Source organism: Bradyrhizobium sp. CCBAU 11386 (genome assembly GCF_028128955.1).
Lineage (GTDB): Bacteria > Pseudomonadota > Alphaproteobacteria > Rhizobiales > Xanthobacteraceae > Bradyrhizobium.
Genome location: NZ_LBKA01000223.1, coordinates 20367 through 41243, shown reverse-complemented (window position 1 = coordinate 41243; position 20877 = coordinate 20367). Strand labels below are relative to the sequence as shown.

Annotated in this window: 16 protein-coding genes and 1 pseudogene; 6 read left to right on the top strand and 11 right to left on the bottom strand. The window is 65.9% G+C overall.

The window, feature by feature from the left end; genetic code table 11:
• The first annotated feature begins 65 nt into the window (after nucleotides 1–65).
• Both XI09_RS19905 and XI09_RS19900 read left to right on the top strand, forming a co-directional pair.
• On the top strand, nucleotides 66–386 hold the full coding sequence (locus XI09_RS19905) for a hypothetical protein (protein ID WP_271568344.1): 321 nt from the start codon (nucleotides 66–68) through the stop codon (nucleotides 384–386).
• 183 nt (nucleotides 387–569) lie between these two features.
• Nucleotides 570–2063 carry an NAD-dependent succinate-semialdehyde dehydrogenase gene (locus XI09_RS19900; RefSeq protein WP_271568343.1) on the top strand — a complete coding sequence of 498 codons (1494 nt, stop codon included), beginning with the start codon at nucleotides 570–572 and terminating at the stop codon, nucleotides 2061–2063.
• Between the two features lie 51 nt (nucleotides 2064–2114).
• Here the strand turns inward: XI09_RS19900 and XI09_RS19895 are convergent, their stop codons facing one another.
• The 5 genes and pseudogenes from XI09_RS19895 to XI09_RS19875 all read right to left on the bottom strand — a co-directional run bounded on the left by XI09_RS19895 (nucleotide 2115) and on the right by XI09_RS19875 (nucleotide 7812).
• Nucleotides 2115–2390 carry a hypothetical protein gene (locus XI09_RS19895; protein ID WP_271568342.1) on the bottom strand — a complete coding sequence of 92 codons (276 nt, stop codon included), beginning with the start codon at nucleotides 2388–2390 and terminating at the stop codon, nucleotides 2115–2117.
• Between the two features lie 419 nt (nucleotides 2391–2809).
• A pseudogene (locus tag XI09_RS45790) lies at nucleotides 2810–2999 on the bottom strand (hypothetical protein); the annotation flags it as partial.
• Nucleotides 3000–3360: 361 nt separating this feature from the next.
• Nucleotides 3361–5577 (bottom strand): SLC26A/SulP transporter family protein, encoded by a 2217-nt coding sequence (locus tag XI09_RS19885; RefSeq protein WP_271568340.1) that lies wholly within the window; start codon nucleotides 5575–5577, stop codon nucleotides 3361–3363.
• A gap of 324 nt (nucleotides 5578–5901) precedes the next feature.
• Nucleotides 5902–6816, bottom strand: a complete 915-nt coding sequence (locus tag XI09_RS19880) for a phosphoribosylaminoimidazolesuccinocarboxamide synthase (RefSeq protein ID WP_271568339.1) — start codon at nucleotides 6814–6816, stop codon at nucleotides 5902–5904.
• A gap of 78 nt (nucleotides 6817–6894) precedes the next feature.
• Nucleotides 6895–7812: a pirin family protein gene (locus XI09_RS19875; protein ID WP_271568338.1), complete on the bottom strand. Its 918-nt coding sequence runs from the start codon at nucleotides 7810–7812 to the stop codon at nucleotides 6895–6897.
• Between the two features lie 295 nt (nucleotides 7813–8107).
• Between XI09_RS19875 and XI09_RS19870 the strand changes: the two genes are divergently transcribed.
• The gene (locus XI09_RS19870) at nucleotides 8108–9169 is read left to right on the top strand and encodes an AraC family transcriptional regulator (protein WP_271568337.1); all 1062 of its coding nucleotides are present in this window, start codon (nucleotides 8108–8110) and stop codon (nucleotides 9167–9169) included.
• A gap of 349 nt (nucleotides 9170–9518) precedes the next feature.
• Nucleotides 9519–10946, top strand: a complete 1428-nt coding sequence (locus tag XI09_RS19865) for a serine hydrolase domain-containing protein (protein WP_271568336.1) — start codon at nucleotides 9519–9521, stop codon at nucleotides 10944–10946.
• 169 nt (nucleotides 10947–11115) lie between these two features.
• Here the strand turns inward: XI09_RS19865 and XI09_RS19860 are convergent, their stop codons facing one another.
• Nucleotides 11116–12486, bottom strand: a complete 1371-nt coding sequence (locus XI09_RS19860) for an MmgE/PrpD family protein (protein ID WP_271568335.1) — start codon at nucleotides 12484–12486, stop codon at nucleotides 11116–11118.
• Between the two features lie 124 nt (nucleotides 12487–12610).
• Between XI09_RS19860 and XI09_RS19855 the strand changes: the two genes are divergently transcribed.
• Nucleotides 12611–13726 (top strand): FUSC family protein, encoded by a 1116-nt coding sequence (locus XI09_RS19855; RefSeq protein WP_271568334.1) that lies wholly within the window; start codon nucleotides 12611–12613, stop codon nucleotides 13724–13726.
• A 38-nt stretch (nucleotides 13727–13764) separates the two neighbouring features.
• A complete protein-coding gene (locus XI09_RS19850) occupies nucleotides 13765–14163 on the top strand; it encodes a VOC family protein (protein ID WP_271568333.1) in 399 nt (132 codons plus the stop codon).
• Nucleotides 14164–14275: 112 nt separating this feature from the next.
• On the opposite strand, the gene XI09_RS19845 is transcribed toward XI09_RS19850, so the two are convergent.
• From XI09_RS19845 to gyrB, 5 genes are all read right to left on the bottom strand, one after another.
• On the bottom strand, nucleotides 14276–14764 hold the full coding sequence (locus XI09_RS19845; protein WP_271568332.1) for a DUF2867 domain-containing protein: 489 nt from the start codon (nucleotides 14762–14764) through the stop codon (nucleotides 14276–14278).
• Nucleotides 14761–16155 carry an MATE family efflux transporter gene (locus tag XI09_RS19840; RefSeq protein WP_271568331.1) on the bottom strand — a complete coding sequence of 465 codons (1395 nt, stop codon included), beginning with the start codon at nucleotides 16153–16155 and terminating at the stop codon, nucleotides 14761–14763. Before XI09_RS19840 ends, XI09_RS19845 begins: the two co-directional genes overlap by 4 nt.
• Before the next feature lie 87 nt (nucleotides 16156–16242).
• A complete protein-coding gene (gene murA / locus XI09_RS19835; protein ID WP_271568330.1) occupies nucleotides 16243–17538 on the bottom strand; it encodes a UDP-N-acetylglucosamine 1-carboxyvinyltransferase in 1296 nt (431 codons plus the stop codon).
• A 133-nt stretch (nucleotides 17539–17671) separates the two neighbouring features.
• Nucleotides 17672–18139 carry a hypothetical protein gene (locus tag XI09_RS19830; protein ID WP_271568329.1) on the bottom strand — a complete coding sequence of 156 codons (468 nt, stop codon included), beginning with the start codon at nucleotides 18137–18139 and terminating at the stop codon, nucleotides 17672–17674.
• A 200-nt stretch (nucleotides 18140–18339) separates the two neighbouring features.
• Nucleotides 18340–20775 carry a DNA topoisomerase (ATP-hydrolyzing) subunit B gene (gene gyrB / locus XI09_RS19825; RefSeq protein WP_271568328.1) on the bottom strand — a complete coding sequence of 812 codons (2436 nt, stop codon included), beginning with the start codon at nucleotides 20773–20775 and terminating at the stop codon, nucleotides 18340–18342.
• Nucleotides 20776–20877: the final 102 nt, after the last annotated feature.

The following is a 20877-nucleotide window of genomic DNA, read 5'->3' as shown; positions in this document are numbered from 1 at the left end:
AGCCGCGGACGTTAGGACTTGATACAAATTTTTGCGGCCGGCACCGGCCGCGAGGGGGACCTCTGATGATTTCAACCTGGAGCGAATGGAAGCGCTATCCCCGTCCCGGACGGGGCGACAATCTCGAGGCGCCGATCTCGCCCGGCATTTACGAGGTCCGCATCGCCGGCAGCGGTGCGCTCTACTCCTTCGGTGCGGTCGACAATCTGGCGCAGGCGCTGGCGCTGCTGCCGGTCGGCTCGAAGTCGTGGTTTGGCCGCCGCGACACCTCGGGCGTTCCCGATCTCGAATACCGGACCTGCGCGACCTCCTCGAAAGCCGACGCCAAGGCCGCCGCCGAGCGCATGATCGGCCGGCGCGAGACCTATATGAGCGGGGCGGCCTAAACAACGACGAGACCAGGTTGACCTGCTGCGGCGGGCACGATGCCTTACCGCTCCCCGCCGGGGAGAGGTAAGGGATCGCCGCTGCCAGCTTAGCTCCCATCTGATGTGCGTTGCGGGGCGGTGCATTGTGCGCCGTCTGTCCCTATATTCCGGGCCGATCCGAACGCTCCGAGGAGTAACGCCATGACCCCGACCGCCGCCGCACGCGCCCAGCACACCACCGCCACCCTGCGCGACCGGTTGAAGGACCCTTCGCTGCTGAAGGAAGCTTGCTACATCGACGGCGCCTGGGTCGGCACGCCGGGCTTCGCCGTCAACAATCCCGCCACAGGCGTCGAGCTCGCAAAAGTTCCGCAGCTTGGTGCGGACGATACGACCAAGGCGGTCGAAGCCGCCGAGCGCGCCTTTCCCGCCTGGGCCAAGCTCACCGCCAAGCAGCGCTCCAACATCTTGCGCAAATGGTTCGATCTGATCGTCGCCAACCGCGAGGACCTCGCGCTGATCCTCACCTCCGAGCAAGGCAAGCCGCTCTCCGAGGCGCTCGGCGAGGTCGATATCGGCGGCGCCTATATCGAGTTCTTCGCCGAGGAAGCGCGCCGCGTCTACGGCGAGACCATCCCGACCCAGCGGCCCGATGCGCGGCTGCTCGCGATCAAACAGCCGATTGGCGTCTGCGGTGCGATCACGCCGTGGAATTTCCCGAACTCGATGATCACGCGCAAGGTCTCGCCGGCGCTGGCGGCCGGCTGCACCGTGGTGCTGAAGCCCGCCAACGAGACGCCGCTGTCGGCGCTGGCGCTGGCCGTGCTCGCCGAGAAGGCCGGCGTGCCCAAGGGCGTGTTCAACATCATCACCGGTGATGCGCCGCCGATCGGCAAGGTGCTGTGCGAGCATCCCGCGGTCCGCTTCGTCGGCTTCACCGGCTCGACTGCCGTCGGCAAGATTCTCTACCAGCAGGCCTCCGTCGGCGTGAAGCGGCTCGGCCTCGAGCTCGGCGGCAACGCGCCCTTCGTGGTGTTCGACGACGCCGATATCGATGCGGCGGTCGAAGGCGCCATCGTCTCGAAATACCGCAACATGGGCCAGACCTGCGTCTGTGCCAACCGCCTCTACGCCCAGGACAAGATCTACGACGAGTTCGTGCAGAAGCTGTCGAAGAAGGTCGCGGCGATGAAGATCGGCGACGGCACCGAGAGCGGCGTGACGCAGGGCCCGCTGATCAACATGAAGGCGGTCGACAAGGTCGAGCGCCACATTGCCGATGCCGTGAAGCGCGGCGCCAAGGTCGTTACCGGCGGCAAGCGCAGCGAGCTCGGACGCTCCTTCTTCGAGCCGACCGTGCTTGCCGACGTCAAGCCGGACTCGCTGGTGGCACAGGAAGAGACGTTTGGCCCGCTCGCGCCGGTGATCCGCTTCAAGGACGAGGCCGACGTCATCGCAATGTGCAACGCCTCGCCGTTCGGTCTGGCCTCCTACTTCTACTCTCGCGATCTCGGCCGCGTCTGGCGCGTCGCCGAAGCGCTGGAGTCCGGCATGGTCGGCGTCAACACCGGCCTCATCACCACCGAGGTCGCGCCCTTCGGCGGCGTCAAGGAAAGCGGCCTGGGGCGCGAAGGCTCGCGTCACGGCATGGAAGAATACGTCGAGATCAAATACGTGATGATGGCGGGGGTGTAACCGCCAATCGATGCTGCGCGCCGGCGATTTGAATTCGCCGGCGCGAATGCATCAGCGGCACACGTAGGCGCCGTTCACATATACGCGGACGCATGCTGTGCTGGCCGCTGCCGCACCCACGGCCGCTCCCCCTACGACGGCGCGCCGCGTGGTTCGACGCGCGACGCCGGCGACGCTTGCCGGGGTCGCCGGTCGTCCGACCCTGGCTTCAGCGGCTTGAACGATGAGAGTGATGCCGTCGTCGTGTGACCAATTGATCGAGCCGAAAATTCCACAGCCGAGAACGGCTGCAACAAGTAGCATTCGCTTGGTGTCGATCAGCTTCATGGCAACCTCCCTCGGGATATCAAAGCCGAGTGATCAGCATTCCTTTGTCATTTGCTCCCGGCTTGATCTGGATCAAAGCAGGAGGAATTGCAGGAGCGGCTTGCCCGCTGTTGCGAGGCGCGCGTCTTCTGGCAAAGGCGCAAGATGCAGGAGACGGCTCGAAAGCCACCTCCCGCTCATGCGTTTGTGCCATTACTGACAGCGATACATGCGGCCGTCGTCCATCTTGGTCAGCGTGCCGGGTGCGCAGACCATGCCGTTTCGCTTCCGCCAGTCCTCCGTGGAGTAGCCGTAAGCCGCGTAAGGACCACCACCCGCATAATAGCCCGTACCGGCCCCCCATCCAGGTGAGGTCGCGGCAATCGCGGCGGATGTGCCAACTGCTGCGGCGCCTGCCCCGACTGCGGCGGCACCGTATACGGCGCGCCGCGTCTGTCGACGTGCCACGCCAGCAGCGCTCACGGGAGTCAGCGGGCGACCGACCCGCGCCTGTGCACTGTCGACCGACATCGAGACGCCGTACTCCTCAGTCCAGGTGAAGGAGAACAACGCCGCGCAGGCGAAGGTCGAGACCGCTAGTGCAATTCTTGTCGCACACGTACGTGTCATGTTTCTTCTCCATGGCTGTTTTCCAAATGCGCTTTCGCTGTCCAGGGGCCGTTGCGCGGTCCCTGGAGGTCTTCCTCGCGCTGGTCTGGAGCGGCGTGCAGCCGAAGTAGCGATTGCGATAGGAGAAGCTTCATCGAGGCACGCCGTGTCGTGCTCGGAGAGCCAATGGCAGGCAGGATCATACTGGAAATCGGCGCCGGCCGCTATTGAGCCAACGCACGGCAATGGGTCACGCCAACTGCCTTATCACAGGGCCTGACGACACAAATCTCACGCGGCGAGCGAGCGCAGCGAAATCCGGGATTCGCGCCCCTCACAAGAAACCCGGATTGTCTTGCGCTCCATCCGGGCCACGCCTTCATCATCGCCGCAGCACCGCGATCGTCCGGTTCGCAAAGGTCAGCCGCTCGGCCATGACCGACACGAAATAGGTCAGCAGCTTGTGGCTGAGCGCGGGGTCTTCCGCCTTGATGGCGTCGAACTGGTGTGCGGTGAGCACGTAGAGCACGCTGTCGACCTCGGCCTGGATCGTCGCGCTGCGTGGGGTCTGGGCGACCAGGCCCATCTCGCCGATCGTGGTGTAGCGGCCGAGGCTGCGCACCCGCGTGGTGCGGTCGTCGTCGGCGGGGATCATGATGCCGACGCGGCCGTCGAGAATGAAGTGCATGGAATCGGCCGCTTCGCCCGCCCGCACGATGACCTCGCCGGCCCCGACCTCGAGGCGCTGGCAGCGGCGGATCAGCTCATCGGCATCGTCCTCGCTGTCGAGAATCCCCGTGAACCAGTCGCGCAGGCTCGCCTCCTCCTGCGCCAGTTCCTGATGCTGCGCGATGAGCTCGTTCTCGCACCACTCCAGCGCATGATCGAGCTCGGGAATGACGGTGACACCTTCGCCGATGAAATCGCTGGAGCGCAGCACCTTCTCGGCCGCGGCCGACACATGCACCAGGATCAGCTCGACGCCGAGGTCGCCGGCGCTGCGCTTGATCTGCGCAAAACTGTAGGCGGCTGAGGAGTCGACGCCGGTGACGAGCTTGAAGTCGAACAGCAGATAGCGGCACTCCGGGCGTTCATGCAGCAGTAGCTTGACGTGCTGAAAGAGCCGGTTGGCGGACCCGAAGAACAAATAGCTCTGGAGATTCAGGCCCTGGATCTTGCCGCCATGAGCCAGCAGCACCTCCTGGTCGTCGCGCGAGCGGTCGAGCGAAGAGCGATATTCGGCGCCGTCAAAGCTGTATTTGATCGATTCGACCCGCGCCGCGCTGAACGCGAAGGTCGCGCAGCCGATGATCACGCCGATCAGGATGCCCGGCACGAAACCCCAGATGACGATGATCGCGATGATGGCGACCAGCGACAAATATTCGAGCTTGGAGAGCCGCTTGCGCGACTCGATGAGCCATTTGTGGAGCTGGTCGGCGCCGAGATAAAGCAGCAGGCCGCCGAGCACGAATTTCGGCATGAAGCCGAGCAGCTCCGGTGCGACCGCGAGCATCAGCAGTGATATGGCCGCAACCGTGAGGCCGGACAGGCGTCCGCGGCCGCCGCTGCTGAAATTCAGGATCGAGCGGCTGACCGAGATACAGCCGGCATAGCCGGCGAGCGCGCCGCTCAGGATGTTGGCGGCGCCGGTGATGTTCAGCTCGCGCTCGAGATTGGCCTCGCGGTGCACGGCGACCTCGATGCCGGTGGTGTTGAACAGGGTGCTGGAGGCGGCAACGAAGATGACGGCGACGACGTTGCCGAGCAGGTCCGGCACGGCGGACCACGGATAGTGCGCGAGGTCGTCGGTGTGCCAGGGCACCATGAAGGTCGCCGGCGGCGGCGGCTGGAAGGTCCAGCCCAACGCGCGCGCCTCCTCCGGCGAAATCCCGGCGATCCACAACGCCAGATGTGCGGTGAGCATGCCGCCGACCAGGATGATCGGCAATCCGAACGCGTTGCGCGAGCGGTGCCACGTCAGATAGAGCACCAGCGCCATCGCGCAGGCGGCGCCCAGCTCCGAAAGCGTGACGCCGTTGGTGAAGTGCAGCAGAGTGGCAAACTGCACGGGATGATCGGTGATCACCCGGATCGCGCCCATGACGATCAGGAGTCCGGTGGCGCCGAGGAAGCCACCGATCACCGGATAAGGCACGTAGCGGATGGCGCGGCCCATCCGCGTCAGGCCCAGTCCGCACAGCACGACTCCCGTCAGCACGGTCGACAGGCCAAGCGTGATCAGGACGGGCGAGAGCAGCGGTGCCGACAGGTTGGCCGCTTCGATGCGTTCGACCAGCGAGGCGGCCAAAATGCCCGTCACCGCGGCGGTCGAGCTGTCGGGGCCGGCGACCGCGAAGGGCAGGGAGCTTCCCAGCCCGATGACAACCGCAAATACGGCGGAGCTGATGAAGGTCGCGGCGATGCCGTAGGACAGATAGGGCGACAGCGGGCCGGTGAAGATCAGCAGCGCGTAGGAAAGCCCGAAGGTGACGGTCAGGACGCTGGCGGCGCTCCCGCCCAATATATCATTCAGCGCACGCTTGAGGGACGGACTGACCCCGGTGACCGGACCGAGGCTAATTGCTGGATCTGTCACGCCGTGGCACCCGCCCCTGAGAAAAGTCTCGTCCGAGACGTAGACGACTACGGACTTAGCGCAACAGGATTCTTGTAACTATGAAATATCCGACAGTTCCGCCCATATCATGTGAACGGCCAATCATGCGTGAGGGATGGAATAGAGCCGGATGGACAATGCCGGAGCGGCACACCGACCCATCCACGTCGTTGCGAGCCAACGGGTCCGCGTAAAGCGCGGCCCGATGACAGGCTCCGCGAAGCAATACAGAATCTCTCCGCGGAAAGACTCTGGATTGCTTCGCTGCGCTCGCAATGACGAGTTTGTGGCGGCAGCCGCTGCCTAAATCTTCAGCTCTTTCCCCGTCACGCGCCGATACGCCTCCAGATACCTTTTGCTGGTCGCCTCCACCACGCTCGCCGGCAGCGGCGGCGGCGGGGCGTCGCCGTTCCAGCGGCCGGCGCGGCGCTCGACGTCGAGATAGTCGCGGAGCGGCTGCTTGTCGAAGCTCGCCTGCGGTTGGCCGGGCTTGTAGGCACTGGCCGCCCAGAAGCGCGAGGAGTCCGGCGTCATCACCTCGTCGATCAGGATGATGCGGCCGTCCTTGTCGCGGCCGAACTCGAACTTGGTGTCCGCGATGATGATGCCCTGCTCGCGGGCCAGCTCCTCGCCGAGCGTGTAGATCGCGCGCGTCATGCTTTCGAGCGTGTAGGCTGTCTCGTCGCCGACCACCTCGCGCATCCGCGCGATCGTGATGTTCTCGTCATGGCCGGTCTCGGCCTTGGTCGCCGGGCTGAAGATCGCCGGCTCCAGCTTTTCGCTCTCGACGAGGCCCGCCTTCAGCTTCTCGCCCGCGAGCGTGCCGCTGGCCGCATATTCCTTCCAGGCCGAGCCGGAGAGATAGCCGCGGATCACGCATTCGATCGGAAACACCGTGGTGCGGCGGGAGAGCATGGCGCGGCCGAGAATCTCGGCGCGGTGCGGCTTCAAGGCGGGCACGGCCGCGATGATCTCGTCGGTGTCGGCGCTGATCATGTGATGCGGCACCACGCCTTCGAGCTCGCCAAACCAAAACGCGCTGATCTGGGTCAGCACCGCGCCCTTCATCGGGATGGTCTCGCCCATCACGACGTCGAAGGCGCTGATGCGGTCGGTGGTGAGGAGCAGCAGGCGGTCGTCGTCGACGGCGTAGATATCGCGCACCTTGCCGCGCCCGATCTTGGGGAGGGGCAGGTCGCTGGAGAGCATGGTGGTCATCAGCAAAGCTTTCGCAGACAGGGCCTTCGGGCAGGAAATCCGGCCGCACCGGACAGCGCGGCCGGACACCGGATTAGCCTATTCCGGCAGCGGAATGAACTCATGTTCCTGCGGAACCGCCGCGAAGCGGCCGGTTTTCCAGTCCTGCTTGGCCTGCTCGATCCGCTCCTTGCTGGAGGAGACGAAATTCCACCAGATGTGGCGCGGGCCCTCCAATGCATCGCCGCCGAGAAACATCATGCGCGTTGCCTTGAGCGCCTTCACGGTGATGCGGTCGCCGGGCCGGAAGATCAGCAGCCGCGGCCCCTCATAGCGCTCGTTCGCGATCTCGACCTCGCCGTCCACCACGTAGATCGCACGTTCCTCATGATCGGGGTCGAGCGGCACGCTCGCGCCCTGGGCGGCGGTCACTTCGGTGTAGAACCAGGGCGAGACCATCGTAACAGGCGAGGTGATGCCGAAGGCGGAGCCCGCGATCACCCGCGCGGTGAAATCGCGCTCGGAGATCATCGGCAAATCGCCCGCGCCGTAGTGCTGGAACGACGGCGCAATCTCTTCCGATCCGGCCGGCAGTGCGATCCAGCTTTGCAGGCCCAGCATCTTCTGGCCCGAGGCGCGCTGCGCGTCCGGCGTGCGCTCGGAATGCGCGATGCCGCGGCCGGCGGTCATGAGGTTCATCGCGCCGGGCGCGATCTCCTGGACGTTGCCCTCGCTGTCGCGATGCATGATCGAGCCGTCAAAGAGATAAGTGACGGTGGCAAGCCCGATATGCGGATGCGGCCGCACGTCCATGCCCTTGCCGGAGACGAACTGCACCGGGCCGAAATGGTCAAAGAAGATGAACGGTCCGACCATCTGCCGCCTGCCGTGCGGCAGCGCGCGTCGCACGACGAAGCCGTCGCCGAGGTCGCGCGTGCGCGGCACGATGACGAGATCGAGCGCATCGCAGGACATGGGATCGCCGAGCACGGGATCGTTGGAGGGTTGCCAGCTCATGGTGGACTCCTTTTGACTTTCTTGGGCGCAATCGTAGCAGGATTTGGCGTCGCCGTCGCGACAAAGCCGGACAAGATGTTGTGGGGGGCGGCGGTGCCACATTCTCAACTGTCATCGCCCGCGAAGGCGGGCGATCCAGTACGCCGCGGCCCATCGATTCAATCATTGCCGTCTCGGAGTACTGGATCGCCCGGTCAAGCCGGGCGATGACACCTGTGGTGCGGATGGTCCTTGAAAAAGCCGGCTCAACGAACGATGTTCGGTTGATTTCATCCGAGACTGTTCGCATCGCCCGATGACCCTTGCTGCCCTCGAGGACGCCTTTCGCGCCGCCAGCGTCGCGCTGCTGCTGATGCTGGCGGCGTCGCTGTTACAGGACTTTCGCAAGGTGCTCGCAGCCCGGCTCGGTGCGGCCTTCGCGCTGGGCTCGGCCGCGCATGCGGCGAGCTATTCGGTGGATGTCACGTCGCGGATCCCGCTCCTGCATGCACCGCTGATCGCGTTGTCGACCGGCACCATCGTGGTGTTCTGGCTGTTCACACGCTCCCTGTTCGACGACGAGTTTCGCCTGCGCTGGTGGCACGGATGGGTCTGGGCGCTGGTGACGGCCTTCAGCTTCGCAGGCTGCGTCTGGATTGCACCCAGCGGCCATGTGCGGTTCTCGGTGACGGTGGTCAATCTGATCGTGCTCGGTTTCATCGCGCTTGCGGTCGGGCAGATGATCGCCTCCTGGCCGGCCGACCTGGTCGAGCGCCGCCGCCGCGTTCGTGTCTTCATCGTCTGCATAACCGCGCTCTATGGCGGGCTGAACGCGGTGCTCCAGATCGTCGTCGCCGGCCACCACGTCGGCGATGTCGCCGAAACCATCAATGCCGGCGTGCTCGCCGGCACCGTTGCGGCGATCGTCTATGCCATGATGCGCGTTGACGGGGCGGATCTGTTTCCGGCCGCGGCGGAGCCCGCACCGCCGATTGTTTTCAGTCAGCCTGCGGCCGATGACGCCGCCGATCAAAAGCTCATCGACGTCCTGATGCGCCTGATGGCGGACGAGCGGATCTATCGTCAGGAGAACATCACCATCGGCGTCCTGGCGGGCCGGCTGAAAATTCCCGAATACCGGCTGCGCCGGCTGATCAACCAGCGGCTCGGCTACCGCAACTTCAATGTGTTTCTGAACAACCACCGCATCGAGGAAGCCAAGGCCGCGCTCGCCGATCCCGCCCAGGCCGAGGTCCCCGTCATCACCATCGCGATGGACGCCGGCTTCCAGTCGCTCGGCCCCTTCAACCGCGCCTTCAAGGCGGTCACCGGCGTGACGCCGACGGAGTACCGGCGGCTCAAGGTCGGAGTTGCATGACGAGTTCTTCGCCTCTCCCCGCCTGCGGGGAGAGGCCGGAATTTGCGAGAGCAAATTCCGGGTGAGGGGGAGCCTCCGCGAGTCTTACTGTCACCGTCCCCGCGGAGGCTCCCTCTCCCCAACCCTCTCAGCGCGAGCAAAGCTCGTCGCGGCCCCGCAAGCGGGGAGAGGGAGCGCATTGCGGGCGTGGCGGCAATTTCGTCGGATTATAAGATATTGAAATAATTAGTGTATTTCAGAATCGGCCAACCCGCGCGGTTTCGGCGAGGCCGATTTCCAAATCCGGCGAGCGGTCATCGGCCCGCTCCGGCTTCCTCCCCGGCACACCTCTCGAAGCCGGAGAAAGCCCGTGACCCGCCGCCGCAAGATCGTCCTCCTCACCACCACCATCGCCTGTGCCGGCCTCGCGCTCGGCGCGGCGAGGGCCCACGACGTGCCCAAGATCGCCACCGGCTTCGTCGCCGACATCCTGTGCTCCGAGACCTTCGTCTCCGGCCTCGATCCCAGGCGCAATTTCAGCGAGACCACCGATGCGATGCCCGGCACCGGCCTGATCACCTGGGCGATGAATTTGCAGATCGATCGCGCCCGTAAGGATGTCACGGTGTCCCTGTTCGGCATCGGCCGCAGCCATGCCGTCTATCGCGAGGGGCTCGGCTGCACACTGGAGCACGGCGCGGCGATCGCCGACGTCACGGTGCCCGCGGACGACAGGCAGCCGGCGCTGCTGCCCGAGATCGCCGGCCCCGCGATCGTGCCGCCGCAAAGTCCCGAGCTTGCCGCCGCGCTCGACCGCGCCTTCGCGGAGCCCGCACAGCCGCCTTATCGCCGCACCCGCGCGGTCGTCGTGATGAAGGCGGGCCGCATCATCGCCGAGCGCTATGCGGACGGTATCGGACCGGAGACGCCGCTGCTCGGCTTCTCCATGACGAAATCGGTGATCTCGGCGCTAACAGGCGTGCTGGTGCGCCAGGGCAAGCTGAAGCTCGATGGGCCTGCGCCGGTCGCGGCCTGGAAAGATCCGAATGATCCGCGCCACGCCATCACCGTCGATCAGCTGCTGCGCCACACTGCGGGCCTTGCGCTCGGCAGCTCCTTGCAGGCCTCGCTCGGCTCCGCCTTCGAGCCCGTCAACCGGATGAAGTTCGTGGAATCCGACATGGCCACCTATGCGGAGAGCATCCCGCTTGAGACCGCGCCAGGCACCGCGTGGAACTATCACGACGGCAACATCATCATTCTCTCGCATCTGATCCGTAACGCAGCCGGCGGCAACCCGTCGGACGCGCTGCGCTTCGCGCGCCGCGAATTGTTCGCCCCGCTCGGCATGCGCCATGTCACGCTTCAGCTCGACGGTGCCGGCACGGTCGAGGGCTCCAGCGAGATGCTGGCGTCCGCACGCGACTGGGCGCGGTTCGGCCAGCTCTATCTCAATGACGGCGTCGCCGGCGGCAAGCGCATCCTGCCGGAAGGATGGGTGAACTATTCGGCGACGGCGACGCCAAACGCGTGGGTCGGCATCGGCGCCGGCTTCTGGACCAACCAGGGCGACAGCTTTGGCGCGAACTTTCGCATCACACACGGCTGGCCGCGCGATGCCTTCTTCGCCAAGGGCACGATCGGGCAGTACACGATCGTGATTCCGTCGGAGCGCCTGGTGATCGTGCGGCTCGGCCGCTCGCCGAACTGGCCGCCGCAAGCCGACGGCGTGTTCGATCTCGTGCACGACGTGGTGGCCGCAACGCGCGAGAAGGGGAAGCTGGCGGGGGTGAACTAGCCTTAACCTCTCCCCGCTTGCGGGGAGAGGTCGGATGCCCCCGGCGATGCGAAGCATCGTCCGGCGCGATCTGGGTGAAGGGGGTACAGGTCTCACGATCATCTCATCTGGGGAGAGAGCCCCTCACCCCAACCCTCTCCCCGTAAGAACGGGGAGAGGGAGATGAAGCTCACTGCCTCCCCAGCTCCGTCGCCTTCGCCACGCGATCGAACCGCTCCAGCGTCAGGATCGCATCCGCGAATTTCTCCGCGCGTGCATTCAGCACCGGGCGCGCCAGCGTCAAAAATTTCTGCTGCATCGCCTGCGCATCGGGAAACGAGTTCGGCTCGCCGGAGGGATCGGCATAGAGCCGCTCGTGCACGCCATCGTCCGTCGTGATGCTGACGCGCGCACCGAACGGATGGGTGCGGCCGATCTCGAGCCGGTCGTCCTGCACCACGTCGAACTTGTCGGCGAGCGCGTCGATGGCGGCATCGCCAAGGCGGTTGTAATCGTCCCAGCCGAATGAGCCCTGGTCGAGCGCGAGCGCGCCGGTGAAGAACATCGAGAACTGGCCGCCGACGATCGAGGTCGGATGCCGCTTGGTCGCGGCATCGCCGGTCAGGGTGATGCCGTTGCGATGCAGGCCGATCTCGACGCGCCTGACCTGGTCCGGCGTCAGATTGTGCTCGCGCCGCATGGCGATCAGCGCGTCGATCGCGGCATGGGTGTAGCGGCAGCTCGGATACGGCTTCACACCGATCTTCATCGTCTCATAGGTCTTGCCGAGCCCGGCCACGGCCTTGTCGGGATGCGCATCGTCGGTGTAGCCGGCGAGCAGGCCGTGCTTGCCCTCGACCGATTCGGTCGCGCCGACGAAATCGTTGCGCGCCAGCGTCGCGGCGATCACGCCGTTCATCGCGGCGGCGCCGACCTGGTAGCGCTTGTTCCAGGCGCCGTTGACCAGAAATTGCAGCGAGCCCGCGGCCTGGCTGCCGGAGACGCCGAAGGCGGCGATGATCTGCTTTTCGCCGAGGCCGAACAGTTTTCCGGCCGCAGCTGCCGCGCCATAGGTGCCCGCAGTCGCGGTCGGGTGGAAGCCGCGCGCATAATGCGAGGTCGGGTCGAGCGCGTTGCCGAGCCGGCAGCAGACTTCATAGCCCGCCACGATCGCGGTCAGCACGTCGCGGCCGGAAGCGCCGACCATCTCGCCGACGGCGAACGCGGCCGGAACGACCGGCGCGCTCGGATGCAGCGAGGAATCCGCATGCGTGTCGTCGAAATCGAGGGAATGGCCGAGCGCGCCGTTGAGGAGCGCCGCGACCGCCGGCGTCCAGGTCTTGCTGTCGCCGAACACGGTAGACTCGCCCTTGGTGTCGAGCGCGAGCGCCTCCAGCATCTTCAGGATCGACGGGGTGGATTCCGCTTCGCGCCTGGCCCGGATCGCGCTGCCGAGGAAATCCAGCGTCAGCACCTTGGCGCGATCCAGCACTTCCGCCGGAATATCCTGGTATTTCAGATTGAAGACATAGGCGGCGAGCGTTGCGGTTTCGTGGGCCATCGTGTTTCCTCGTTTTGGCGCGCAAGTTAGGCGGGCTGATTTGGCCTTTCAAGCGGCGTTGGGGCCGCGGGCATCAGCTATGCTTCTGCCTGGCTTTACGAGGATCGGACCGGGACATTCGACGATGGCACTCGCACGACAGGTGTTCGACCGGATCAGGTCGCGGCGGACGCAGCTGGGGCTCGCGATCCGGGTCACGGTGGCCGCGACCGCGGCCTATGCGATCGCCACCGCGCTGCATCTGCTGCTGCCGCTCTGGGCGGTTCTGACCTCGCTGATCGTCACCCAGATGAGCGTCGGGCGCTCGCTCAAGGCGACGCGCGACTACATGCTCGGCACCATCGGCGGCGCCATCTATGGCGGCGCCATCGCCATCCTGATTCCCTACTCCAGCGAGGCCGGGCTGCTGGGGCTTCTGGTCCTCTCGGTCGCTCCGCTCGCCTTCATCGCCGCGATCAATCCGAGCCTCAGCGCGGCGACGGTCACGGCCGTGATCGTGCTGCTGGTCCCGACCATGCATCACTCCGACCCCATGACCTCGGCGATCGATCGCGTCAGCGAGGTCGCGGTCGGCGCCATCACGGGACTGCTGGTCTCGTTCCTGGTGCTGCCCTCGCGCGCGGTGCGGCAGATCCGCGCCAGTGCGGCAAAACTGCTCGAGCTGATCGCGGATGCCTTCACCGAGCTGCTTGCGGGCCTGACGCGCGGCCGCGACAACGACGCGCTGCACCGGATCCAGGACGGCATCGGCACGGCGATGGTCGGTCTCAATACGATCGGCGCCGAGGCCGAGCGCGAGCGCGCCGCGCGCCTGTCGAGCGGGCCCGACACCGGTCCCTTGCTGCGAACGGTCCTGCGGCTGCGCCATGACGTCGTGATGATCGGCCGCGCCACCGTGGTGCCGCTGCCGGCCGAGGTGCAGATGCGGCTTGCAGCTCCCTTGACGGAAGTCTCGACCGTGATCGCGCGGTTCCTGCGTTCGGCCGCCGCGGCCTTGCGCGAAGGCGCCGGCGCGCCGCCGATCCATCCCGTGCATGTCGCGCTTCAGCACTACGCCGAGGCGGTTGCCGCGGTGCGCCAGGACGGTCTGATCCGTGGCCATTCCAGCGACACCGCCGAGCGCTTCTTCGCCATCGGCTTCTCGCTGGAGCAGATGCACCAGAACCTCTGCGATCTCGACCGCGTCGTCGGCGAATGGTCGGAAGCCTCGACCGACAAGTCCGCGCGCGTGGCTGAGTAGAACAGATAAACGAGCTCAAGACGAAGAAAGGAGAGACCATGTTAGGGAACGCGAAGGTGGCAACCCGGCTTCCGGCAAAAGACCTGAACCGCGCTCGGGCATTCTACTCCGAGAAACTCGGGCTCGAGCCGATAGAAGAGCGTGCGGGCGGACTCCGCTATGTCTGCGCGGGGGGCGAGTTTGCGATATTCATCTCGGCCGGAATGCAATCCCACACGCACACACAGATGGGATGGGAAGTCGAGGATATCGAGGCAACCGTACGCGAGCTGCGCGCGCGGGGAGTCGAGTTCGAGGAGTACGATCTGCCCGGCCTGAAGACCGTCGAGGGGATTGCTGAGATTGCGGGAAATTACCCCAGCAAGGGTGTTGGAGAGCGGGGCGCCTGGTTTCGCGACAGCGAAGGTAACTTGCTCGGGGTGGGGCAGCCGGTGTGAAGTTGACGGGCGACCGCGTCGCCTTCGAGGGAACACACGCCCTACCGCCGCGTCGGGCCCTTGTCCTGCATGCGCGGACTGCGGAACGAGACGAAGAGATCGACGGACAGCGTCATCTCGCCGGCTCCGCGATTCGCCCCATCATGCCGCGGACCACGACCTTGTGGAACGGCATGATCAGCGTGAGGTAGGTCCGGCCGAGGAGGTTGTGCGTCCGCACCAGCGTGGTCGAGGTGACCTGGCGCTCCGCCGCCGTGCCGGCGACATCGACCACGATGCGGAAGTCGAGATGAGAATCGTCGAACCCGGCGACCAGCCGCTCGGGCGTTTCGCTCAGCACCGGAAACAGGCCGATCAGGCCGCCGGGGGCCGGGGCGCCTTCGCCCGATGTCTTCAGCCCGAACGGTCTCACCAGCATGTTGCGCAGGCGCACGAGCGCATCGACCCAGCGCGGTCCGTGCAGAACCATCCGCACGCAGGCCTCGCGGGCATTCACCGCCGTCGCGCCGATCTCCACGCGAAACGCATCGATGAACTGCGCGCCCGCCAGCAGCGTGCCGGCGTCGACATTGGGGGGGACTTCGCGGACTGTGCCTATCATCCCGTCAGTCTGCGCGCCAGCATCCGGAAGCGCAAGACCAGGAGGCCGGCATAGACGAACGTGCCGGTCGAGAACCCGATCCAGACGCCGACCGCGCCCAGCCCGGCGTGGAAAGCCAGGACCCAGGCGACGGGAAAGGCGATGCACCAATAGCCGATCGCCGCGAACACCAGTGTCATCCTGGTGTCATTGATGCCGCGCAGCGCGCCGCCCATGATGGTCTGGAGGCCGTCGGCGATGAAGAAGGTCGCGCCGACCAGCAGCAGTGTCGCCGTCAGCTCGACCGTTGCCGCGCTGGCCTCGCTGCTGCCGAAGAACAGCCGCCCGAGCGCGTAGCGGCCGAGGATGATGGCAACGGTCAGGGCCGAGACCAGCGCTACGCCAAGCACCGCCGCGACGAGGCCTGCACGCCTCACCGCGGCCGGGTCGTCGCGGCCGAAGGCATGGCCGACGCGGACCGTCGCCGCCATGCCGATGCCGAGCGGGACCATGAACAGCACGGCCGTGACCTGAAGCGCGATCTGGTGGGCGGCAAGCGCCGAGGTCGAGATCAATCCCATCAGCAGCGCGGCGGACGAGAACAGGCCATATTCCAGCAGCAGGGAAAACGAGATCGGTGCGCCGACCGCGATGAGCTGGCGCATCAGGGGCCAGTCGATCCGCCAGAGATGGGCGAGCGGGCGGTAGTCCGCGAATGGTTTTCGCCATGCGGCGATGGCGAGCACGGCGAGGAAGGTGCCGAGGTTGACGAGCGTGGTCGCAAGCCCGGCGCCGAACAGGCCGAGCTCCGGCAGGCCGAACAGGCCATGGATCAGGACATAGACCAGCGCGGCATTGACGGGGATCGCCGCGACCGTGATCCACAGCGGCGGCTGCGGCCGGTTCACCGCGCTCATCATGCTGCGCAGCGCGATGAAGCCCAGCGCCGGCGCGATGCCCCAGGCGAGGCCATTCAGATAGCGCTGGGCGAGCGCCGCCGACTGCGGCGCCTGTCCGAGAGCGATCAGGATGTGTTCGCCATAGAGCGGCGAGGCCATCATCGGCAGCGAGATCAGCAGCGCGACCCACAAGCCGACGCGTAGCGAGCGGCGGATACGCCTGACGTCGCCGGCGCCGAACGCCTGCGCCGCCAGCGGCGACACCGCAGCCATCAATCCGAGCCCGAAGGTGAAGCTGACGAAATAGACCGTATGCGCCAGCGCGGCCGCCGCGACCGCATCCTCGCCGAGCCGGCCGATCAGCGCGAGATCGGTCGTCATCATCGCGATCTGCCCGAGCTGCGTCAGCATCATCGGCACGGCCAGCCGCAGCGTCTCGACGAACTCTTCGGCGAGAAGGCTTGGCGGCACGCCGGCTTGCGGCCGCGGACGAGGCTGCACGGTGTCGAGCATGGCCGGTCAATAACACAGCCGCACGTCGAAAACATGGCTCATGTTTCTTCTCCCTCTCCCCGCTTGCGGGGAGAGGCGAAGAGGCACTCAGCCCTTGCGCTCGGGCACGCGCTTGATCTTCGCGCCCAGCGCGTTCAGCCGTTCCTCGATGCGCTCGTAGCCGCGCTCGATCTGGTCGGCGTTGTTGATGGTCGAGGTGCCCTCGGCGCAGACGGCGGCCAGCAGCATCGCCATGCCGGCGCGGATGTCGGGCGAGGTCATCGGCGCGCCGCGCAGGCGGCTGGGACCGGCGATGATGGCGCGATGAGGATCGCAGAGCACGATACGCGCGCCCATCGCGATCAGCTTGTCGACGAAGAACATCCGCGATTCGAACATCTTCTCGAACATCAGGATCACGCCCTCGCATTGCGTGGCGGTGACGATCGCGATCGACATCAGATCGGCGGGGAAGGCCGGCCAGGGCTGGTCCTCCAGCTTCGGCACGTGGCCGCCGAAATCGTCCTGGATCTTCAGCGTCTGGTTCGAGGGCACGATGAGGTCGTCGCCCTCGACGCGGCAGACGATGCCGAGCCGCTCGAAACCCATGCGGATCGAGCGCAGATGCTCGACACCGGCGCGCACGATGCGAAGCGGCGAGCGCGTCACGGCGGCAAGCCCGATCAGCGAGCCGACCTCGATATGGTCGGGCTGGATCCGGTAGGTCGCTTCCCCCAGCGTCGCCGGCCCATGCACGATCATGGTGTTGGTGCCGATGCCCTCGATCCTGGCGCCGAGCGCGACCAGGAAGTTGGCGAGGTCCTGCACATGCGGCTCGGAGGCTGCGTTGCGCAAATAAGTGACGCCGTCGGCGGCGACCGCCGCGACCAGCGCGTTCTCGGTCGCGGTGACGCTCGGCTCGTCCAGGAACACGTCCGCGCCGGCGAGCTTTGGCGCGCGGAATTCGAGCCGGTCGGTCGCGGTGACTTTGGCCCCCAACTGTTCCAGCGCCAGCACATGGGTGTCGAGCCGGCGGCGGCCGATGACGTCGCCGCCGGGCGGCGGCAGCATCACCTCGCCGCAGCGGGCGAGCAGGGGGCCTGCGAGCAGGATCGAGGCGCGGATGCGGACGCAGAGCTCGGGGTCGAGATCGGCGGCGCGGATGCTCTTGGCATGGATATGAAGCGTGTTGCGGGCGGTCCATTCCGCCGCCGCGCCGACCGAGCGGATCAGCTCGACCAGCGTCTCGGTGTCTCGGATCCGCGGCACGTTCTCCAGCGTCACCGGATGCTCAGTGAGCAGCGCGGCGGCGATGATCGGCAGTGCCGAATTCTTGTTGCCGGACGGCTCGATCGAGCCCGAGAGCCGGTGACCGCCCTCGACGATGTACTGGATGGGCGCCACGGTGGTTCTCGCTGTCCTGTTGGGTGGGGCGGGCCTGTTTCGGGCGGAAACTACAGAGAATTGAGCGCGGGAGCAATTGCGCTGGCCGGTGTTCAGAGTCCGGGCCGTCACCTCCGAAGAGGCTGCCAGCCCCTCAAAACAGCCCGATGATATTCCCCACGACATACAGGATCGCGATCAGGATCAGCGCGCCGATCATGACAAAGGAGATTTCGATCGCGATGGCGCCGGTGCCGAGGACGGCGGCGACGCCAGCGAGGAGCCGTTCCTCCCGGAAGATCAGCGAAAGAACCGACAGCAGGATGGCGAGCAAGCCGAGCGAAATCGCTGTGGCGGATGCTGTTTCGCTCCAGCTTCGCCCCGCCGATTTTTCGACCTTCGGCGCCTGATACTCCACGCCCTTCACGCGCGCGATCACGCGTTCCTTGATGCGATGTCCGGTGTCGACGATGATCTGGTCAGCCGGCGGCGGTGGAAACACCATCGGCACGACCCAGTGCGGCAGCACAGCCGCCATCAGCGCCAGCATACCGACAATGCTGCCGATGATGCCAAGCCGACGGGACGGTACGGCGGAACTGGGCGTGGTTGAACTGGTCATCGCGTGGCATTTCCCGGCCGGAACTGGCCTTGCGGGTTCATGCCACTTCGTCGCGATGGCGGGTGGTGAGGTTCAGGGATGCTGGGATTGGTTTAGCCGTCATGCCCGGGCTTGTCCCGGGCATCCACGTTCTTTGTTCCGCGGAGCAAGGCGTGGATGGCCGGACAAGCCCGGCCACGACGCTGTGAAAGCAGCGAGCCCTAGATATCGATCGTCGCGCTGAGCGAATGTTCCTGGATGAAGTCGCGGCGCGGCTCGACCACATCGCCCATCAGCTTGGTGAAGATGTCGTCGGCCTCGTCGACCTCCTTGACCTTCACCTGGAGCAGCGAGCGCGCATTGGTGTCCAGCGTTGTTTCCCAGAGCTGCTCCGGGTTCATCTCACCCAGTCCTTTGTAGCGCTGCAGGGTGACGCCCTTGCGGCCGGCGTCGGTGACCGCTTCGAACAGATCGACCGGACCGTGGACCGTGTGCTCGACGTCCTTGCGCCGCAGGTTGCCGGGGCGGGCATAAACATCCTGCAGCTTGGGCGTAAATTCGTCGAGCTTGCGGGCCTCGGCCGAGCCCAGGAACGCGGAGTCAATGATCGCGACGTCCTTGACCCCGCGCACAGTGCGCTCGAACTGGAAGCCCTGGCCTTCCACGTAGTGGCCGACCCATCCGCGTTCGACATCCTCGGCCTGCTTGTCCAGCCGTCCGGCGATGTATTGGGCGGCCGCGGCGGCCTTGTCGGGATCGCCGTAGATGTCCTTGTTCAGCACGCCAGTGATGGCGGCCTGCTCGACGACCTTGCGGTTGTAGCGGGTGTGCAGATTGCGCAGGATGCTGCGAACGACTCGGGCGTCGTCGACCAGTCCGCGCAGGTCACGGCCGCTGCGGTCGCCGCCGGTGCCGGGCGTGAATATGCAATCATCGAGGCCGGTCTCGATCAAATAATCCTCCAGCGCCCGCTCGTCCTTCAGATACTGCTCGGACTTGCCTCTGGAGACCTTATAGAGCGGCGGCTGGGCGATGTAGAGAAAGCCGCCGTCGATGATGTCGCGCATCTGGCGGTAGAAGAAGGTCAGCAGCAGCGTGCGGATGTGGGCGCCGTCGACGTCGGCGTCCGTCATCACGATGATCTTGTGATAGCGCAGCTTCTCGATCGAGAACTCGTCGCTGATGCCGGTGCCGAGCGCGGTGATCAGCGTGCCGATCTGCTCGCTTCCCAGCATCTTGTCGGGACGCACGCGTTCCACGTTGAGGATCTTGCCGCGCAGCGGCAGCACCGCCTGGAATTCGCGGTTGCGGCCCTGCTTGGCGCTGCCGCCTGCCGAGTCACCCTCGACGATGAAGAGTTCGGACTTGGCCGGATCCTTTTCCTGGCAGTCGGCGAGCTTGCCGGGCAGCGAGGAGACCGAGAGCGGGCTCTTGCGCGTCAGCTCGCGCGCCTTTCGCGCGGCTTCGCGGGCGGCTGCGGCCTGGATCACCTTGCCGACGATCATCTTGGCTTCGCTAGGGTGCTCCTCGAACCAGGCCTGGAGCGCCTCGTTGAGCACGTTCTCGACCACCGGACGCACTTCCGAGGACACCAGCTTGTCCTTGGTCTGCGACGAAAACTTCGGATCGGGCACCTTGACCGACAGAACGGCGGTGAGGCCTTCGCGGCAATCGTCGCCGGTCAGCGCGATCTTTTCCTTCTTCGCATTGGCCTCGGCATAGCCGTTGACCTGGCGCGTCAGCGCGCCGCGGAAACCGGCGAGATGGGTGCCGCCGTCGCGCTGCGGGATGTTGTTGGTGAAGCACAGCACGTTCTCGTGGTAGCTGTCGTTCCACCACAAGGCTGCCTCGACGCCGATGCCGTTGGCTTCCGCGCGCACCATGATCGGCGCCGGCACGATCGCCTTCTTGTTGCGGTCGAGATATTTGACGAATTCCTCGACGCCGCCGGAATAGTGCATCTCCTCGCGCTTCTCGACCGCGTGGCGCATGTCGGAGAGCGCGATGTTGACGCCGGAGTTGAGGAAGGCGAGCTCGCGCAGGCGGTGCTCGAGTGTGGCGAAATCATATTCGATGTTCTTGAAGGTGTCGGGCGAGGCCAGGAACGTCACCTCGGTGCCGCGCTTGCCCGGCGCGTCGCCGACCACCACCAGCGGTGCGACGGCATCGCCATGGGCGAACTCGACGTAGTGCTCCTTGTTGTCGCGCCAGATGCGCAAGCCGAGCTTGCTCGACAGCGCGTTCACGACGGAGACGCCGACGCCGTGCAGGCCGCCGGAGACCTTGTAGGAGTTCTGGTCGAACTTTCCGCCGGCATGGAGCTGGGTCATGATGACCTCGGCCGCCGAGATGCCTTCACCCTTGTGGATGTCGACGGGAATGCCGCGGCCGTCGTCGCGCACGGTGACGGAATTGTCGGCATTGAGCACGACATCGACGCGCGTGGCGTGGCCCGCCAGCGCTTCGTCGATCGCGTTGTCGACGACCTCGTACACCATGTGGTGCAGGCCCGAGCCGTCGTCGGTGTCGCCGATATACATGCCCGGGCGCTTGCGGACGGCATCGAGACCCTTGAGCACGCGGATCGATTCCGCCCCGTAATCGCTCGGATTTGAGGGCTCGTTTTCGGCAGGCGTCTGCCGAGCAGGTTCTGTCATGAGAGGCCTTCGAGATGTCGCCCGAATCAGCCGCGCAAAAAGGCGCTGATGTGAGGCTATTTGTGCCATGAAAGACCGCTTGCGCCTAGCGCAAAGTATCCT

Bases quoted from the DNA above. Each gene is read 5' to 3' on its own strand.
- XI09_RS19895 (WP_271568342.1), bottom strand. From the start codon at position 2,390: ATGAAGCTGATCGACACCAAGCGAATGCTACTTGTTGCAGCCGTTCTC.
- XI09_RS19850 (WP_271568333.1), top strand. From the start codon at position 13,765: ATGTTAGGGAACGCGAAGGTGGCAACCCGGCTTCCGGCAAAAGACCTG.
- XI09_RS19860 (WP_271568335.1), bottom strand. From the start codon at position 12,486: ATGGCCCACGAAACCGCAACGCTCGCCGCCTATGTCTTCAATCTGAAA.
- XI09_RS19855 (WP_271568334.1), top strand. From the start codon at position 12,611: ATGGCACTCGCACGACAGGTGTTCGACCGGATCAGGTCGCGGCGGACG.
- XI09_RS19880 (WP_271568339.1), bottom strand. From the start codon at position 6,816: ATGACCACCATGCTCTCCAGCGACCTGCCCCTCCCCAAGATCGGGCGC.
- XI09_RS19840 (WP_271568331.1), bottom strand. From the start codon at position 16,155: ATGCTCGACACCGTGCAGCCTCGTCCGCGGCCGCAAGCCGGCGTGCCG.
- XI09_RS19830 (WP_271568329.1), bottom strand. From the start codon at position 18,139: ATGACCAGTTCAACCACGCCCAGTTCCGCCGTACCGTCCCGTCGGCTT.
- XI09_RS19875 (WP_271568338.1), bottom strand. From the start codon at position 7,812: ATGAGCTGGCAACCCTCCAACGATCCCGTGCTCGGCGATCCCATGTCC.
- XI09_RS19870 (WP_271568337.1), top strand. From the start codon at position 8,108: ATGACCCTTGCTGCCCTCGAGGACGCCTTTCGCGCCGCCAGCGTCGCG.
- XI09_RS19900 (WP_271568343.1), top strand. From the start codon at position 570: ATGACCCCGACCGCCGCCGCACGCGCCCAGCACACCACCGCCACCCTG.
- XI09_RS19845 (WP_271568332.1), bottom strand. From the start codon at position 14,764: ATGATAGGCACAGTCCGCGAAGTCCCCCCCAATGTCGACGCCGGCACG.
- gyrB (WP_271568328.1), bottom strand. From the start codon at position 20,775: ATGACAGAACCTGCTCGGCAGACGCCTGCCGAAAACGAGCCCTCAAAT.
- XI09_RS19905 (WP_271568344.1), top strand. From the start codon at position 66: ATGATTTCAACCTGGAGCGAATGGAAGCGCTATCCCCGTCCCGGACGG.